This window comes from Phaeobacter porticola (assembly GCF_001888185.1).
Taxonomy (GTDB): Bacteria; Pseudomonadota; Alphaproteobacteria; order Rhodobacterales; family Rhodobacteraceae; genus Phaeobacter; species Phaeobacter porticola.
Genome location: NZ_CP016364.1, coordinates 2,903,751 through 2,921,069 on the forward strand (window position 1 = coordinate 2,903,751; position 17,319 = coordinate 2,921,069).

Annotated in this window: 7 protein-coding genes; all 7 read left to right on the forward strand. The window is 62.3% G+C overall.

Translation table 11 applies throughout. From position 1 onward, the window contains the following. Positions 1 to 131: 131 nt before the first annotated feature. From PhaeoP97_RS13905 to PhaeoP97_RS13935, 7 genes are read left to right on the forward strand one after another with little or no spacing between them, the layout of a single operon-like run. Positions 132 to 6,620 carry a type I polyketide synthase gene (locus tag PhaeoP97_RS13905; protein WP_072506492.1) on the forward strand — a complete coding sequence of 2,163 codons (6,489 nt, stop codon included), beginning with the start codon at positions 132 to 134 and terminating at the stop codon, positions 6,618 to 6,620. Continuing rightward, positions 6,617 to 7,687, forward strand: coding sequence for a glycosyltransferase family 2 protein (locus PhaeoP97_RS13910; protein WP_072505566.1), 1,071 nt, complete (start codon positions 6,617 to 6,619; stop codon positions 7,685 to 7,687). The genes PhaeoP97_RS13905 and PhaeoP97_RS13910 overlap by 4 nt, the downstream gene beginning before the upstream one ends. Continuing rightward, positions 7,684 to 12,318, forward strand: coding sequence for a MupA/Atu3671 family FMN-dependent luciferase-like monooxygenase (locus PhaeoP97_RS13915; RefSeq protein ID WP_072505567.1), 4,635 nt, complete (start codon positions 7,684 to 7,686; stop codon positions 12,316 to 12,318). The genes PhaeoP97_RS13910 and PhaeoP97_RS13915 overlap by 4 nt, the downstream gene beginning before the upstream one ends. Beyond that, positions 12,315 to 13,025: a 4'-phosphopantetheinyl transferase family protein gene (locus PhaeoP97_RS13920; RefSeq protein WP_072505568.1), complete on the forward strand. Its 711-nt coding sequence runs from the start codon at positions 12,315 to 12,317 to the stop codon at positions 13,023 to 13,025. The genes PhaeoP97_RS13915 and PhaeoP97_RS13920 overlap by 4 nt, the downstream gene beginning before the upstream one ends. Further along, a complete protein-coding gene (locus tag PhaeoP97_RS13925) occupies positions 13,022 to 13,924 on the forward strand; it encodes a hypothetical protein (protein WP_072505569.1) in 903 nt (300 codons plus the stop codon). The genes PhaeoP97_RS13920 and PhaeoP97_RS13925 overlap by 4 nt, the downstream gene beginning before the upstream one ends. Continuing rightward, entirely contained in the window at positions 13,921 to 16,479 is a 2,559-nt protein-coding gene (locus PhaeoP97_RS13930) for a hypothetical protein (RefSeq protein ID WP_072505570.1), read from the forward strand. The genes PhaeoP97_RS13925 and PhaeoP97_RS13930 overlap by 4 nt, the downstream gene beginning before the upstream one ends. Next, a complete protein-coding gene (locus PhaeoP97_RS13935) occupies positions 16,476 to 17,318 on the forward strand; it encodes a glycosyltransferase family 2 protein (RefSeq protein ID WP_072505571.1) in 843 nt (280 codons plus the stop codon). Before PhaeoP97_RS13930 ends, PhaeoP97_RS13935 begins: the two co-directional genes overlap by 4 nt. Position 17,319: the final 1 nt, after the last annotated feature.

Sequence of the window (17,319 nt, forward strand, 5' to 3'; positions counted from 1 at the left end):
CAGATTGGGGACCAATTCTTGCCACTGTTGCAGGACCACCCGAATAGGGCGGTCAGTATTGTTAATTGGTTGGGGCTATGTCCGGTGCTGCATTCAGGGCCGGGCACATGATTTGAGGACGATTGGGGCAATTGAAGACATCTGGGAACACCACGGATCGCACTCCGTTCGATGCCTCGCGGTACAGCGGGGATATCGCCATTGTGGGTATGTCACTCTGCGTGCCGGGTGCCCAGTCTCCCGGCGCATTCTGGCAAAATCTGCGCGACGGCGTGGAATCCATCCACCCCGTCAGCGAAACCGATCTGCTGGCCGCTGGTGAAGATGCAGACACAATTTCCGATCCCAACTATGTGGCAGCAACAGCTGCACTAGATGGGTATGCGGAGTTTGACGCCGATTTTTTTGGTTTCAGCCCGAAGGAAGCCGCGATCCTTGACCCCCAACACCGCAAATTTCTGGAGGTTGCCTGGAACGCGATGGAGGATGCCGGTCATCCCCCCGAGAGTCTTGACGGTCCGATCGGGGTCTATGCCGGCTGCGGCATGGGAAGTTATTTCTACTTCAACATCTGCTCCAACAAGTCGCTGGTCGATGATGTGGGTATGTTCCTGCTGCGCCATACTGGCAACGACAAGGATTTCCTGTCCACCCGCGTCAGCCATGTGTTCAATCTAAAAGGCCCGTCGGTGAACATTCAGACCGCCTGCTCAACCTCGCTGGTGGCAGTGCATTACGCCAGCAAGGCGCTGCGCGAGGGCGAGTGTGAGATGGCCCTTGCCGGAGGCGTCACGATTGAGCTGCCGCAGGGCCGGGGCTACCTGTTCAAGGAGAACGAAATCCTGTCACCGGACGGCCACTGCCATGCGTTTGACCACCGTGCGCAGGGGACCGTTTTTGGCTCCGGCGCGGGGGCGGTTGCATTGCGCCGTCTGGAGGATGCGCTGGCGGATGGCGATCACATCTGGGCCGTCATCAAGGGTTCGGCGATCAACAATGACGGCGCCGACAAGGCCGGCTATCTGGCCCCTTCGGTTGAGGGGCAGGCCAGCGCCGTGCGACAGGCGCTGCGCGCCGCCAAGACCCCGACGGATACCATCGACTATGTCGAATGCCACGGCACCGGAACCTATCTGGGTGACCCGATTGAGGTCACGGCCCTGACCGAGGCCTACCGTGAGACCACGTCGGCGGTCGGCTATTGCCGCATCGGCTCGGTCAAAACCAATATCGGGCATCTGGATACGGCCGCCGGTGTGGCCGGGCTGATCAAGACAACGCTCGCGCTGCATCATGGCCAGATCCCGCCCAGCCTCGGCTATGAGGCTCCGAACCCTGCGATTGACTTCGAGACCTCGCCTTTTGTGGTCAATGACCACTTGCGCGACTGGACCTCTGCCAAAGGCCCCCGCCGTGCTGCGATCAATGCGCTGGGGGTCGGCGGTACCAACGCCCATGTGGTTCTGGAACAGGCCAGCGCCCGCCCAGCCCCAGAAGAAAGTGACTTTCCATTCCAGGTCTTATGCCTCTCTGGTCATTCCAAGGCGGCGCTGAATGCCAACTCCGCCGCGCTCGCAGCACATCTGCGTGCCAATCCTGAATCACCGCTGGAGGATGTTGCCTATACTCTGAAAGAAGGTCGGCGTGGTTTTGGCAAACGGCGGGTGCTGGTGGCAGAAACCACCGCAGAGGCCGCTAATCTGCTGGAGGCCGGTGATCCACGTCGGGTATTTGATCATGACAGCGCCGGTGCGGAACCCGAAGTTGTCTTCATGTTCCCCGGCGGTGGCGCGCAGTATGCCGGCATGGCGCGGGATCTCTATGAAACTGAACCGGTTTTCGCCGATTGGATGGACCGGGGGTTGGATCACCTTCAGGCGCAGCTTGATTACGATATTCGTGCGCTGTGGCTGCCGGAACCGGGCGACGAGGACGCCGCCAATGCAAGGTTGAAACAGCCATCGGTGCAGCTGCCGCTGATCATGATCGTGGAGTTTGCACTGGCGCAACTGTGGATCAGCTGGGGCGTACGCCCCGCCGCGCTGGTTGGTCACTCCATGGGGGAGAACACCGCAGCCTGTCTGGCCGGAGTACTGTCGTTTGAGGATTGCATCGATTTGGTGCTGCTGCGTGGGCGTTTGTTTGACAAAGTGCCTGCCGGTGGGATGCTGTCGATTTCTCTCCCGCTTGAGGAGGTGGAGGCCCGGCTTACCGCCGATCTGGACATCGCCAGCGTCAATGCGCCGCGATTGACCGCCGTGTCCGGTCCACAAGACGCCCTTGATGCGCTATCGGCCACGCTCACCGCAGATGAAATCGATCACCAGCGCATTCAGATCGACATTGCCGCCCACAGCCGGATGTTAGAGGGCATTCTGGATGAGTATCGCCAATTCCTGCGCGGCTTGTCCCTGTCCGCACCCGGTCGTCCGATCCTGTCAAACCGCAGCGGTCAGATCCTGACCGACGCCGAGGCAACCAACCCAGACTATTGGGTCAGCCAGCTGCGCAATACGGTGATGTTTGCCGCCTGCATCGACCATCTGGCCGAGACACCAAACCGGATCTATCTGGAGGTCGGCCCCGGCAAGGCGCTGTCCTCGCTGGCGCAGATGGCCCCGGCGATCAAACCCGGTCAGGTGCTCAGCTCACTACGTCACCCCGATCAGGACATGGCCGATGATGCCTATTTCTTTGGCGTGATTGGGCGTCTCTGGGCCTGTGGGCTTGATGCGGACTGGGATCAGATCTGGGGAGATGCCCGCCGTCAGCGCCTGCCCCTGCCAACCTATGCGTTTCAGCGCAGCCGCTATTTCATCGAACCCGCCAAAGACAACATGCCAGAGCAGGCGCAGATCGCCCCCGCACGCCATGACAACCTTGCCGACTGGGGCTATCGCCCAAGCTGGCGACCAGCGCTGGCGAACTGCGACCTGGATGTCGAGAGCGAGCTGGGTCAACAGCCGGAAACCTGGCTGCTGTTCGAGGATGACACCGGGCTGTGTGCCGATCTGGCCCCACGGCTAGAACAGGCAGGCCATAGGGTGGTACGGGTGGCCCCTGGCGACACCTATGCACAGCTGAGCGAGACCCGCTATATGCTGGCCCCCGAACAGGGGCGCGCGGGCTATGATGCGCTACTAGCCGATCTGGCGCTGGCGGATCTGCTGCCCAGTCGTATCGGCCACTTCTGGCTGGTCACTGAGGGCGAGAGCTTCCGTCCCGGCGCTTCCTTCTTTGATCGCAATCTGGAAATGGGCTTTTATGCGCTGACCGCGTTGGGGCAGGCGCTGGCACAGATCGACCTGCCGCATCCGCTACATCTGGTTGTCTTTACCACCGGAGCAGCGCAGCTGCGGGGCGAACCCCTGCCCTACCCGGAAAAGGCAATGATTGCCGGTCCCGTCGGGGTACTACCGCGCGAAATTCCCGGTCTCAGCTGCGCCACGGTTGATATCGAGCTGCCGCAGCGCGCCACGGGTCTGCGTCGCTGGCTCTCTGATCCGGCGCCGCTTGATCTCAGCACCCGCCTGCTAGAGGACTTGATGGCGGATCCATCGAATGAAATCGCGCTCTGGCGTGGCGATAAGCGCTATGGGCTACGCTGGCGTATGCAACCGCTGCCAGAGACACCTGAGGGCACCAAGACAGTGCCACAGTTCCGCAAGGGTGGCACCTACCTGATCACCGGTGGGTACGGTGGTATCGGACGCACTATCGCGGCCGATCTGATGCAGACGTATGACGCCAATGTCGTGCTGGTCTCGCGCGGCGGGTTGCCACCGCGCAATAACTGGGAAAGCTATCTGAACCGCCACAGCCCGGCCAATACAACCGCGCAACGCATCCGCGCGGTGATGGCACTTGACGCAATCGGCAAGGGCCGAGTGTTGCCGCTGGCCGCGGATGTCTGCAACAGCGAGCAAATGCGCGCCGCTGTTGCAACGGCTGAGGAGACTTTTGGCCCGATCACCGGCGTTATTCACGGTGCCGGGCAGATCAACGATGCGCCGGTTCTGGCCAAAACAGAGGAAGATATTGCCCAAGTCCTCGCCCCAAAGGTCAGCGGGCTGAGAGTTCTCGACGCCATCTTCGGCGCGGGTCAGCTGGAGTTGATGGTGCTGTTTTCCTCCTCTTCAACGGTGACGCGCCCGATTGGCCAGGTGGACTATGTCGCGGCCAATGAATACCTCAACGCCTTTGCCAAACATCGCACGGCTCTCTCCTCACCGGATCAGAGCACACATGTAGTCGCTGTCGACTGGGGTGTCTGGGCGGACGTCGGGATGGCGGCAGAGGCCCTCGGCGCACACCAGCCCGAGGCGGGCAGCGACCCCATCCCCTGCGATCAACCGCTGTTTGACAGCCGCCAATTTGCCCATGACGGCAGCTTGCTGTTTCACCGCCGATTGACCCGTGATCAGTGGGTTCTGGATGACCACCGCACCAGGGATGGCACCGCGCTGATCCCCGGTACTGGTTATATCGAATATGCCGCTGAGGCGCTGGCAGAGTTGGGTCATGACGCGCCTTTCGCGCTGCGCGATCTCTATTTCCTGCGACCTCTGGTGGTCACGGGAACACCTTGCGATATGATAGTCCGGTTGACCCCGGTGGAACGCGGCTATGACTTTGCGGTCTACAGCCGCACCGCGGAAGGCTATGCGCTGCATGTACAGGCGCTGCTGGACACCGATATCGACGGGGGCAAACCTGCGCCGGTCGATATCGCTGAGCTGAGGCTCCGCATGCCAGAGGTATCGGTGGCCACCCCCGCAGAACGACTGAAAACACCGCAGGAAGCGCATCTGAAATTCGGTCCTCGCTGGCATGTTCTGGAAGAGATACGCCACGGTGCTGCAGAAGGTCTTGCCCAGCTGAAACTGCCGCAGATTGCCGAGAAAGACGGAACACTGCTGCCCCCCGGGCTGATGGATCTGGCCACCGGCTGGGCCATTGATCTGGCCCCGGCCTATCGGGGCACCGCGCTTTGGGTGCCGGTATCCTATGACAGCATCCAGATCTTTGCCCCGCTGCCCATTGACCTGCTGAGCCATATGCGGCTGGTCGACAGCACCGCAAGTAGCGCACGGTTTGACATCACGCTGGCGGCAGCTGATGGCACTGTTGTGGCAGAAATCCGTGGGTTTCAAATGCAGCAGCTGCCCGGCGCGACCAATCTGGCCCCGGCAGAGGGCGCAGACGCCAGCGCTGAGGATCTGGGCCTGACCACCCCCGGCAGTGCGCAGCCCTTGTCACCGGAGGAACGTCGCCTTCACCGCAATATCGCCCAGGGGATCCGCGCCGAGGACGGCCCCGAGGCGCTGCGCCGTGCGCTTGCCACCGGGCTGTCGCAGGTGGTGGTCTCTTCGCTGGCGCTGCCGGATCTGATTGCACAGGCCGATCAACCACCGCCGCAGAATGCCGATACCAGCCAGAGCTTTGAGCGACCACAACTGGACACCGATTACCTTGCCCCGCGCAATGCCGTGGAGGAAGACATCGCCGCTCAGTTCGCGCGCCTCCTTGGAGTGGCGCAGGTTGGGGTTGAGGACAGTTTCTTTGACCTCGGCGGTCATTCCCTGATCGCGGTCCGGCTTTTTGCGCAGATCAAGCGCAGCTTTGGCGTTGATCTGGCGATCTCCACCCTGTTTGAGGCCCCCTCGGTTGCCAAGCTGGCAGAGCTGGTGATTGCGCGCACTGGTGGCGGTCTCACCACCGAGACCCCGGTTGAGGCCACAGGCGACACAACGGCTGAGGCCCCCAGCTACACCCATCTGGTCCAGCTGCATCCCGGTGATGGCACCGGGCGGCGGCCATTCTTCCTGGTGGCGGGCATGTTTGGCAATGTGCTGAACCTGCGCCATCTGGCGCTGATGGTTGGGAAGGACCGCCCCGTTTACGGGCTGCAGGCCCGCGGCCTGATCGGTGAGGATGCGCCACATGACCGTTTGGACGAGGCCGCACGCGATTATCTTGTGGAAATCCGCAGCGTCCAGCCCGACGGCCCTTATCTGCTGGGCGGGTTCTCCGGCGGCGGGCTGACCGCCTACGAGATGGCCCAGCAATTGCAGGCCGAGGGTGAAGAGACTGCCGCGCTGATCCTTTTGGACACGCCGCTGCCGCTGCGCCCGGACCTGTCGCGCCGCGACAAGGTGCGGATCAAATGGGCCGAACTGCGCAGCAAGGGGATCGGCTACCTGGGCGAATGGATCGGCAATCGTATCGCCTGGGAGATCGAGAAACGCCGCTATGCTGCCAGCGGCGACAGCGCAGCGCCAGTGTTCAACAACCGCAAGGTCGAACTGGCCTTCCGCGCCGCTCTGCCCGCTTATGACCTGCAGCCTTGGTCCGGGCCACTGACGCTGTTCCGCCCGCCGCTGGACCGGCACTGGCAGGTCTCTGCCGGGAATTGGGTTAGCCGCGAGCGGGAATATGTCTTTGATGACAACGACTGGACCCGCTGGGCCCCCGCCGTTGAGGTGGTCGAGGTCCCCGGCGATCACGACAGTATGGTTCTGGTGCCCAATGTCAGTGTGCTGGCTGGAGAAGTGAAGGCGCGACTGGATGCCGCCGACGCCGCAGCGCTGGCCCACAGCACCGCGGAGGCGGCAGAATGACCAACGCCACCGCCCCCTTCGCCGCGCAGCCTGTAGACGCCTCCTCGGGCGGTACAAATGCGCGCATTCTGACCATCATCCTGAACTACAAAACGCCTCAGATGACGCTGGACTGCGCCGCTGCCGCGCTGGAGCAGATGGAAGAGCTGCCCGGTGAAGTGGTGATCATCGATAACGGCTCCGCCGATGGCTCTTATGAGCAGCTGCTCACGGCGGTGCAGGCGCGCGGCTGGCTCGACAGCGGCCGCCTGCGTCTGATCGCCAGCGACCGCAACGGCGGGTTTGGCGCGGGCATGAATATTGGGCTTCGCCTTGGCCTGTCCGATGGCAGCGCCCCGGAGTTCTACTACCTGCTGAACTCGGATGCCTTTGTGCAACCGGGTGCGATCCGCGCGTTGCGAGATTTTCTGCAAGCGACCCCCGGCGCCGGTCTGGTCGGCTCTTATGTGCGCGGCACCGATGGGACGCCCCATTGTACCGCCTTTCGCTTTCCCACCATCGCGGGGGAGTTTGAATCCTCGGTTCGGACCGGCATTGTGACGCGCCTGCTGAAAGATGCCGTGGTGCCGATGGAGATCCCCACCACGCCGACACAGTTGGATTGGACCGCTGGTGCCAGTCTGATGATCCGCCGCGAGGTGATTGATGCGGTGGGCGGGTTTGACGAGACGTTCTTTCTCTACTTTGAGGAAACCGAGCTGTGCCACCGTGCCGCCCGCGCTGGCTGGAGCACGCATTACCTGCCGGAAAGCGAGGTGGCCCATGTGGGATCCGCCTCAACCGGGATGAAAGACTGGCAGCGCACCCCGCAATACTGGTTCGACAGCCGGTTGCATTACTTTCTCAGCACCCATGGGCGGGCCTATACGGTCGGAGCCACACTGGCGCTGATCAGTGGCAGCCTGCTCTATGGGCTGCGGCGGCTGGTATCGGACAAACCTGCCTCCGATCCACCCTATTTTCTGCGGGATCTGATCGTTCATCATAGCCGCGCGATCTTTCGCCGCCGAAAAAACCAACCTATGGAACCGCGCCAGACCCCGTCTCAACCGGAGGAGCAGAAATGACCCCATTCTCCTGTATCGTTCTTGGCAATGAATCGCTGCTTGTTGCCTGCGCGGACACATTGCTGGCCCGCAGTCACAGCATTGCCGCCGTGGTTACAAAAGACGCCGAAATCCGCCAGTGGGCCGCTGACAAGAGCCTGACTGTGCTTGAAGACGCGCGCGATTTTGACGGATCCGTGGACTGGCTGCTGTCCATCGCCAACCTTGAGATCATCCCCGACAGCGTGCTGGCCCGCGCGAGCAAGGGCGGCGTCAATTTTCACGACGGTCCGCTGCCACGTTATGCCGGCCTCAATACACCGAACTGGGCCTTGATCGAAGGGGCCACGGAGTATGGCATCACCTGGCACATGATTGAGGGCGGCGTGGATGAGGGTGATATCCTCGCCCAGCGCCTGTTTGCGATTGCCGGGGATGAGACGGCCTATAGTCTCAACGCCAAATGCTATGCCGCCGCGATGGATAGTTTCGCCGATGTGCTGGGGCAATTGGAAACCGGCACGCTGGCGCGGCAGGCGCAGGATTTCAGCACCCGCAAACTCTATACACGCGCTGACCGTCCCGAAGCGGGCGCACTGCTGGATCTGGCGCAGCCCGCAGCTGATTTGCACCAGCTGGTGCGCGCCCTTGATTTCAACGGGTACTGGAACCCGCTTTGTGCTGCGAAAATACAGCTAGGCAAAGATGGCGCGGCAGCGGTGGCGCTGATCGGAGCGACTGAAGTTGCGGAAGGATCCGGCGCGCCGGGCACCGTGCTGGCTGTGGACGACACGACGGTGACACTGGCCTGCGGCGACGGTGCGCTTCGGCTTGACGGGTTGCACTACAGCGACGGGCGCCCGATCCGCGCCACTGATCATGTTCAAACGGGGGATATTCTACCGTCCCCTGATGCAGCAGCCCGCAGCGATTTGACCCGGCGACTGGCCGCGACGCAGGCCAGCGAGGGTAAATGGCGCAAGGCGCTGGCGGCCCTGCCCGCTGTGGATCTGCCCTTGGCAGGTCCGGCAGCTGATGGCGCCGCGGAAATCAACCACCTCACGCTCTCCCACAATGCGACCCTGACAGAGGTCGATGTGCTGAGCATCGCCCTTGCCCTCACGCTATCCAGCACCGGGGCGGAGGCTGCCGGGATCGCGCTCAGCACCGACGCACTACAGGAGGCTGCCATCGCCGGGATGATCTGTGACTGGGTGCCGGTGCAGGCCCGCCGCGATGCACCCCTTGACGATTTGCGATCCCGGTTGACTGCGGAGTTGGACAGCACCCGCAACAGCGGTGGATTTGCGGCCGATCTGATCGCCCGCGCGCCGGAGCTGCGACAGACCGGGGGCAGCGGCCTCTGCCCGGATATCGGCTGCATGCTGGGGCGCGCGCAACATATCGAAAGATGTGCGGCGACCCTTTCCCTGACAGAGGGCGCGCTGGCCCTGCATATCGATACAGGCCGACTGGATGCGCAAGCTGCTGAGCTGCTGATGGGCCGGGTCGAAATGCTGGCCAATGTGCTGGCCTCGGCGTCCGGTGGCACCATCGCAGATCTACCCGTCCTGCCAGAGGCCGAACGGCGGCAGATGTTGGTGAACTGGAACAGCACCGCCCGTTCCGCCACCGGGCAAAGCACCATACCGGCGGAGTTTGCGGCACAGGTTGCACGAACCCCGGAGGCCACGGCGCTGGTTTATGAGGGTGAGAGCCTGACCTATGCCGAGCTCTCTGCGCAGGTTGATGACCTGGCTGCCATCCTGCATGACCGCGGCGTGGCACCGGGCAGCCATGTCGGCATCTATCTGGGGCGCGGGCCTGATCTGGTGATTGCCGCCCTCGCCACGATGGCGGCGGGCGGGGCTTATGTACCGCTGGATCCCGCCTATCCGGCGGATCGCATTGCACATTTCATCACCGACAGCGCCGCAAGCGTGATCCTGACCGACAGCGGACACCGGGACCAGCTGCCGACCACACTGTCAGCCGATATCCTGTGCCTTGACGCCCTGCCCGAGGTCTCCGCCGTAGCTGAGACGTCTGCCACAGCGCCCGGCCCACAGGATCTGGCCTATCTGATCTACACGTCCGGCTCCACCGGCACGCCCAAAGGCGTGATGGTCCGCCATGGCAATGTTGCGAATTTCTTTGCCGCCATGGATGACCGCATCCCGCATCAGCCGGGGGACTGCTGGCTGGCGGTGACAAGCCTGTCGTTCGACATCTCCGTGCTGGAACTGTTCTGGACCTTGTCGCGCGGCTTCAAACTGGTGCTGTCCAGTGATGAGGCGCGGTTGCAGCTGTCCAATGGCCCGGTTGCCACCAGTGATCGCGGCATGGATTTCAACCTGTTTTACTGGGGCAACGACGATGGTCCCGGCCCCCGCAAATATGAACTGCTGCTGGAGGGCGCGAAATTCGCCGATCAGCATGGGTTCAATGCGGTCTGGACACCGGAGCGGCATTTCCACGCCTTTGGCGGCCCCTATCCGAACCCGGCGGTGACCGGCGCGGCGGTGGCTGCGGTCACGAAAAATATCGGCGTGCGCGCGGGATCCTGCGTGGCGCCGCTGCACCACCCGGCCCGCATTGCCGAGGAATGGTCGGTGATCGACAATCTGACAGATGGGCGCGCGGGTATAGGCTTTGCCTCTGGCTGGCAACCGGATGATTTCATCCTGCGCCCCGAAAACACCCCCCCCGCCAATAAGCCTGCGCTGTTCGAGGCCATTGAGACGGTGCGGAAACTCTGGCGTGGAGAGGAGGTCGCCTTCCCGCGCAAGGACGGTGGTGAACATGCGGTCCTGACGCAGCCGCGCCCTGTGTCAAAGGAGCTGCCGGTCTGGGTCACCACGGCGGGCAATCCCGAAACCTGGCGCGAGGCGGGCAGTATCGGGGCCAACGTTCTGACCCATCTGCTGGGACAAAGCATTGAGGAGGTCGCGGGCAAAATCACCATCTATCATGCTGCCCTGCGCGCCGCCGGTCACGACCCGCGCGATCACAAGGTGACGCTGATGCTACACAGCTATCTGGCCGACACCCGCGAAGGCGCGCGCGCCACAGCCCGAGAACCGATGAAGGATTACCTGCGCGCGGCGGCTGGCCTGATCAAGCAATACGCCTGGGCCTTTCCGGCCTTCAAGAAACCTGAAGGGGTGAAAAACCCGTTTGAGATGGACCTCGGCATGCTGTCGGAAGAAGAGCTGGAGGCCATTCTGGACTTCGCCTTTGAGCGGTATTTTGAGGATTCTGGCCTGTTTGGCACCATTGCGGATGCCCTGCAGCGGGTGGAGCAGCTCAAGCAGATCGGCGTTGATGAGATTGCCTGCCTGATCGACTATGGCATCGCGCCGGAGATCGTGCTGGAGGGGCTGAAACCCCTTGCAGAGGTGCTGCGCCTTGCCAACGCCCCGCAGGAACTGGCGGCGGAGGATGTCTCGCTTGCGGCGCAAATCCTGCGTCACGGCGTCACCCATATGCAATGCACCCCGTCGATGGCCCGGATGATCAACGCGGACGCCGATGCGAGCCCGGTGCTGGGGCGGCTTTCGCATCTGTTGATCGGCGGGGAGGCGCTGCCGGGCGATCTGGTGGCCAGCCTGCGCGCGACAACCCGTGCCGAAATCCACAATATGTATGGACCGACGGAGACAACGATCTGGTCGACCATGCAAACCCTCGCGAACGAGCCGACAGGCACGGCGCAGATCGGTGCGCCGATTGCTAATACGACTGTTTATGTCGTCGATGACAGCCAGACCCCGCAGCCAGTTGGTGTGCCCGGCGAATTGCTGATCGGCGGCGCCGGTGTAACCGCTGGTTACTGGCAGCGCCCAGATCTCACGGCGGAGCGTTTCATTCCTGATCCCTTTGCCGATGCGGGGACGCATGTGCCCTCAACCCACCTATACCGCACGGGAGATCTGGTGCGCTGGCGTGGTGACGGTCAGCTGGAATTCCTGGGCCGCAGCGATCATCAGGTCAAAATTCGCGGCCAGCGGATCGAACTGGGCGAAATCGAGGCCGCGCTGACGGCGATGGTCGGCATCACGGGGGCCGTGGTCATCGCCCGCGAAACCGCAGGTGACACCCGCCTGATCGCCTATGTAACCGGGCCTATGGTACCGGATCAGGCGGCGCTGAAGGCAGCGCTCACGCAACAACTGGCTGCTGTCATGGTGCCGAGCCATATCGAACATCTCGACGCCTTCCCGCTGACCCCAAACAAGAAGATAGACCGCAAGGCACTGCCGGACCCCAAACCGGTACAGATTTCCGCGCCCGCCTCCGACGCGCCGCTCAGCGCCGGGGCACAGAGCAAGATTGCCGAAATCTGGAGTGGCATCCTTGGCATCAGTGGCATTGGGGCTGACGACAATTTCTTCACCCTTGGCGGGCATTCACTGCTGGCGGTGCAGGCCCATCGCGACATCCGCAGCACACTGGAGGTCGCAAAACTGTCGATCACAGACATCTTCCGCTTCCCCACCCTGTCGGGACTGGCAAATCACATTGAGACGCTAAACGGTGGTGGCAGCCGCGAAGACACCACAAACGCCCCGGCTGTGGATGCCGCCGCGAAATCCGACATGATGTCGAAACGCCGCGCCATGCGCGCAAATCGCAAGGCCCGCGACGGATGAGCGTCGCCGCCCTGTCACCCAACACCCGATACCGGGCACTGATCCGACCCCTGTTTGCAGAAACCGTTGCGGTTGAGGTCTGCGATCCACAAGGCACGCCACCAGCCCCCTTTATGGAAGAAGCGGCCTGCCTGTCACCAAACGCTGTCGAGAAACGGCGCCGCGAATTTGCGGCGGGCCGCGCTGCGGCCCACCACGCGATGGAGACACTGGGGCTATCTGCATGCGCCATCCCTGTTGGTCCCAAACGTGCGCCAGTCTGGCCTACCGGGGTCGTGGGGTCTATCAGCCATTGTCATAGTATTGCCGTGGCTGTGGTCGCCCATCCCCAGGACATGCACGGGCTGGGCGTTGATGTGGAAGAGGATGTACCCCTGTCAGAGAACTTAATCCCGCAGATATGCCGCCCCGCAGAACGCGACTGGCTTAGCAGGCAGGACAATCCCGGTCAGCTTGCCAAAGTGATATTCTCCGCCAAGGAAGCCGCGTATAAATGCCAGTATCGCTTAAGCGAATGTTTCTTTGGCTTTGACGGGATGGAACTGGACATGGAGCTGGCACAAACCCCAGAACGAACCAGCGGGCGTTTCAGCGCGCGGTTCACAGCTGATCAGCTGCCGTTTTGCCGGGGCGACACCATCGAAGGCTGCTTTGTCATCGGAGAGGGGCTGATCGCAACTGCAGCGCAGCTGCCACAGGTGCGATGATCGCGCGTCGTGGTTTTCTTGCTCTGCTAACGTTGCTGCCGTTTGGTGCGCGGGCGACACCGTTTGCAGTGCCGCAACTTGCAGCCCCCGCTGGACCGATGCAGATCTATCACCTCGGCCATTCACTGGTTGGGGCCGACATGCCGCATATGGTGAGTCAATTGGCGCCGTACGGACATCGCTACAATGCACAACTTGGATCAGGCACATCTTTGCAGGATCATTGGGAGCCGGATCTAGACATCCTCCACTTTGACAAGGTGAATCACGCCCCGGTTTGGCGGGACGCGCGCGAAGCTGTTGGATCGGGCGACTATGACGCAGTAATCCTGACAGAGATGGTCGAGCTACGCGATGCGATCCGGTATTTCAAAGGCGCGCGCTATTTTCGTCGCTGGGCCGATCTGGCCCGCGATGGCGCGCCGGAAACGCGGATCTATCTTTATGAGACCTGGCACCCGCTGGACATCGCTGATGGCTGGCTGTCGCGGATTGACGGGGATCTGGATCAGCTGTGGCTCGGCGGGCTGGCCGGGTCTGACAGCCGCCGCAACCCGAAGCGCCTCGCCTATCTGATCCCTGCCGGACAGGTGATGGCAGCGGTTGTCCGCGCTGCTGAGGCCGGACAGATCGACGGTTTGACCCACCGCGAAGACCTCTTTGCCCGCACCGATGAGGGCGCGCTGGATCAGATTCATATCAACGATCTGGGGGCCTATATTGTGGCGCTGACCCATGTCAGCGTTCTCTATCACCTGAACCCAACCGGCCTGCCGCATCAGCTGACACGCGCCGATGGCACCACCGCCTACGCACTTAGCGCGAAAGCCGCACGTCAGGTGCAAGGAATCGTCTGGCAGGTGGTTACCGCCCAGCCGCGAACCGGGGTGTCACAATGACCCTCGCGGAGCTGGTGGGCAGTGTTGTGATGGTAGGGCATTCGCTGTTTGGGCCTGACAATCCAACCATGCTGCAACATATGTTGGCGCAACAGGCAGGTATCCCCGCGGGTCAGAACATCACGGTTGAGGCGCAGATTATCAATGGCGCACCGCTCAGTTATAATTGGGACCATGCAGATCAGGCTGAGGGCATCAATGCCCGCGCCCGGCTGACCCAGCCAGCTGACGCCCTGATCGTGACCGAAGCGATCCCTTTGGAAAACCATCTGAAGTGGAGCAACACCGAAGGCGCGTTGGCGAACTTCTACCAGCTCGCCATAAACACCAACCCTGAGGTCGAGGTCTACCTACAGGAAACCTGGCACAGTCTCAGCAGTGGTACCGGGGTCGACGTTCCCTTTGACACGGGCGCGGTGTTGCCTTGGCGTGATCGTTTGGCGGCGGACCTCCCCCGTTGGCAGGGAGTCGTCGATGCAGTGAACCGCAAGACCGGCGGCGATATCAAACTGATCAAGGCCGGGCAGGCGATGGCGCGTTTGGATGACGCAATTCAGGCAGGAACTGTGCCCGGTTTAACGAATATCCGCGACGTTTTTGCAGATGATATTCACCCCAATGATCTGGGCTTCTATTTCATTTCTGCTCTGCAATATGCGGTCCTGTCAGGCCAATCCCCGATCGGCTTGCCGCACAGGCTAAAATCCCAATGGGGTAAGTCCTACAACGTGTCCTCACCCGCGCTGGCCCGGCGTTTACAGGACATCGCCTGGGATGCCGCCCAAGACCGGGAATTGCGCACCGCCCTCCCCGCAGATCCGCTGCCGCTCCCCACCGACCCGCTGCTGCCCGCCTTGAATGCGCCTGCTCTAGCCAATCAAACAGCGCCTACATCTGCGGGCAGCTTAGTACAAACCGAACATGCGGATGTCCCTAGACAGCCAATTGCGATGAACCTCGCCGCTATCGCGGATTGGAGCCCGCAGGCGCCTTTTCTGGATCACTTCAAAACTGCGCGGCCCTGGATCGGCCACATGGCAGGGCAATGGGGGGGCGCGGATTATTCGGATTTGGCGGCGGCGGGTTATCTTGATCCCGACGGCTGGCCGACCGCCATTCCCCCGGAACTCGGCTCGGTTGGGACGCTGATCCTGACTGACCTACCTGTCGAGGCGACCTCTCTGGCCGGCCGCTATGTGCTGACATTCGAGGGCGATGGCATCGTGGAAGTTACTGGCCGCGCGCGAAATATCCGCTACGGCAAGAATGAGATCCGCTTTGATTATACCCCCGGTCCCGGCGCGGTTGAAATCCGCATTCAGCGCAGCGACCGAACGGGCACCGGCGACTATGTCCGCCAAATTGCGGTGGTGATGGAACGACATCTGGCGCTGTGGCAGCGGGGCGCGCTGTTCAACCCCGATTGGACGGCGCGACTGGAAGGATTTGCAGCATTGCGGTTCATGGACTGGATGGCCACCAATGACAGCACCCAGATCGGCTGGGAAGATCGCCCACGGCCGCAAGACTACAGCTGGGCCACAAAGGGCGTGCCACCAGAGGTGATGGTGGCGCTTGTCAATCAGCTGGGGACAGCACCTTGGTTCACACTGCCGCATATGGCGGACGATATCTATATTCGCAATTACGCGCGGTTGGTCCATGAACAGCTAAATCCCGATCTGACGGCCTATGTGGAATACTCCAACGAGGTCTGGAACTGGCAGTTCGAACAGGCTGTCTGGGCAGATGAGCAGGCGCGCGCACGCTGGGGGGGCGCGGACCTGTGGATGCAGTATTATGGCGGGCGTGCAGCCGAGGTCGCCGCCATCTGGACAGACGTGTTTGGCGATCAGGCCAAGGATCGGCTGGTGCGCGTCATCTCGACCCAGACCGGCTGGCTTGGACTGGAAGAGCAGATCCTGACAGCCCCATTGTGGACCGCCGAAGATCCCAGGCGCCGCGCCCCGGCGTACAGTTTTGATGCCTATGCGGTCACCGGTTATTTCGGCGGCATTCTTGGTCTGCCGGAGCGGGCTCCGACGCTGCGCGCGTGGATCGCGCAAAGCCGTGAACAGGCTCAGGTCGCAGCCTCCGAGAAGGGATTGCACGGACCGGCGGCGGCAGAATTCGTCGCGGCTCATCAGTATGATGCTGCCAGCGCCCTGGCCGAAGCCGAGCTGCGCGATGGATTGGTGTCGGGCAGTTCCGACGACACAATCAGCGACCTTCTCGGCCGGGTGCTGCCTTATCACGCCAAAGTCGCGGAGACCCACGGACTTGATCTGATCATGTATGAAGGTGGCAGCCATGTGGTCGGGCTTGGCGCGATGGTTGATGATGATATGCTCACCGAATTTTTCAGCCATTTCAACTATACCGAGGACATGGGCGGACTGTACCGTAGCCTGCTGAAAGGCTGGCCTGCACTGGGCGGAAACCTGTTCACCGCCTATTCAGATGTCTCCACCCCCGGCAAATGGGGCAGTTGGGGCAGCTTGCGCACGCTGAGCGATGATAACCCGCGCTGGCGCGCACTGGAGGCCGCGAAATGACCCCCCGCCTGAGCGTGCTGATCCCCGCACACAATGAGGCGGGTTATATCGGGCCGTGTCTGCATGCGCTATTTGCCAGCGATCCCCTGCCCGGTAACGCCACTGGCGAGGTGCTGGTGATCGCCAACGCCTGCAACGACACCACTGTCGCAGAGGCCCGCGCCGTGGCGGTGCCGTCCGGATGGATCTGCGTGGTAATCTCGCGCGCCGAGGGCGGCAAGATCGGCGCGCTACAGGCCGCAGACGCGCGCGCCAAAGGTCGGGTCCGGGTCTATCTTGACGCAGATGTCACAGTCTCGCCCCCCCTGATGGCCCAGATTTGCGTCGTGTTGGACAGTGAACAACCGCTCTATGCCAGTGGGTCGCCCCAGCTCTCTTATGCCAAAAGCGTAATCAGCCGCCTTTACGGGCGGTTCTGGACAACGCTGCCTTTTGTACGCGAGGGGGTGCCAGGGTTTGGGATCTTTGCGATGAACGCCGCAGGGCGCACGCGTTGGGGAGCTTGGCCGGATATCATCGCGGATGACATCTACGCCCGTCTCAGCTTTGCCCCGGCAGAGCGGATCCGCCTGGAGGCCGCCTACAGCTGGCCCTTGGTAGAGGGATTCCGCAATCTGGTTCGTGTTCGTCGCCGCCAGAATGCCGGAGTAACCGAGATCGCCGCACGTTTTCCCGAGCTGCTGAAGAATGAAGACGTCACACGACCCGGTGCCAGCGGCATTCTGACCCGCGCGCTGCGCGATCCTGCAGGTTTCTTGACTTATGCGGCGGTTACGCTCGTCGTTAAATCCCAGCTGTTTCGCGACCGAGATAACAACCGCTGGACGCGCGGACGCTAGG

Excerpts from the sequence above, each read along its gene's own strand:
- PhaeoP97_RS13910 (WP_072505566.1), top strand. The coding sequence starts at position 6,617 with ATGACCAACGCCACCGCCCCCTTCGCCGCGCAGCCTGTAGACGCCTCC.
- PhaeoP97_RS13915 (WP_072505567.1), top strand. The coding sequence starts at position 7,684 with ATGACCCCATTCTCCTGTATCGTTCTTGGCAATGAATCGCTGCTTGTT.
- PhaeoP97_RS13920 (WP_072505568.1), top strand. The coding sequence starts at position 12,315 with ATGAGCGTCGCCGCCCTGTCACCCAACACCCGATACCGGGCACTGATC.
- PhaeoP97_RS13925 (WP_072505569.1), top strand. The coding sequence starts at position 13,022 with ATGATCGCGCGTCGTGGTTTTCTTGCTCTGCTAACGTTGCTGCCGTTT.
- PhaeoP97_RS13930 (WP_072505570.1), top strand. The coding sequence starts at position 13,921 with ATGACCCTCGCGGAGCTGGTGGGCAGTGTTGTGATGGTAGGGCATTCG.
- PhaeoP97_RS13935 (WP_072505571.1), top strand. The coding sequence starts at position 16,476 with ATGACCCCCCGCCTGAGCGTGCTGATCCCCGCACACAATGAGGCGGGT.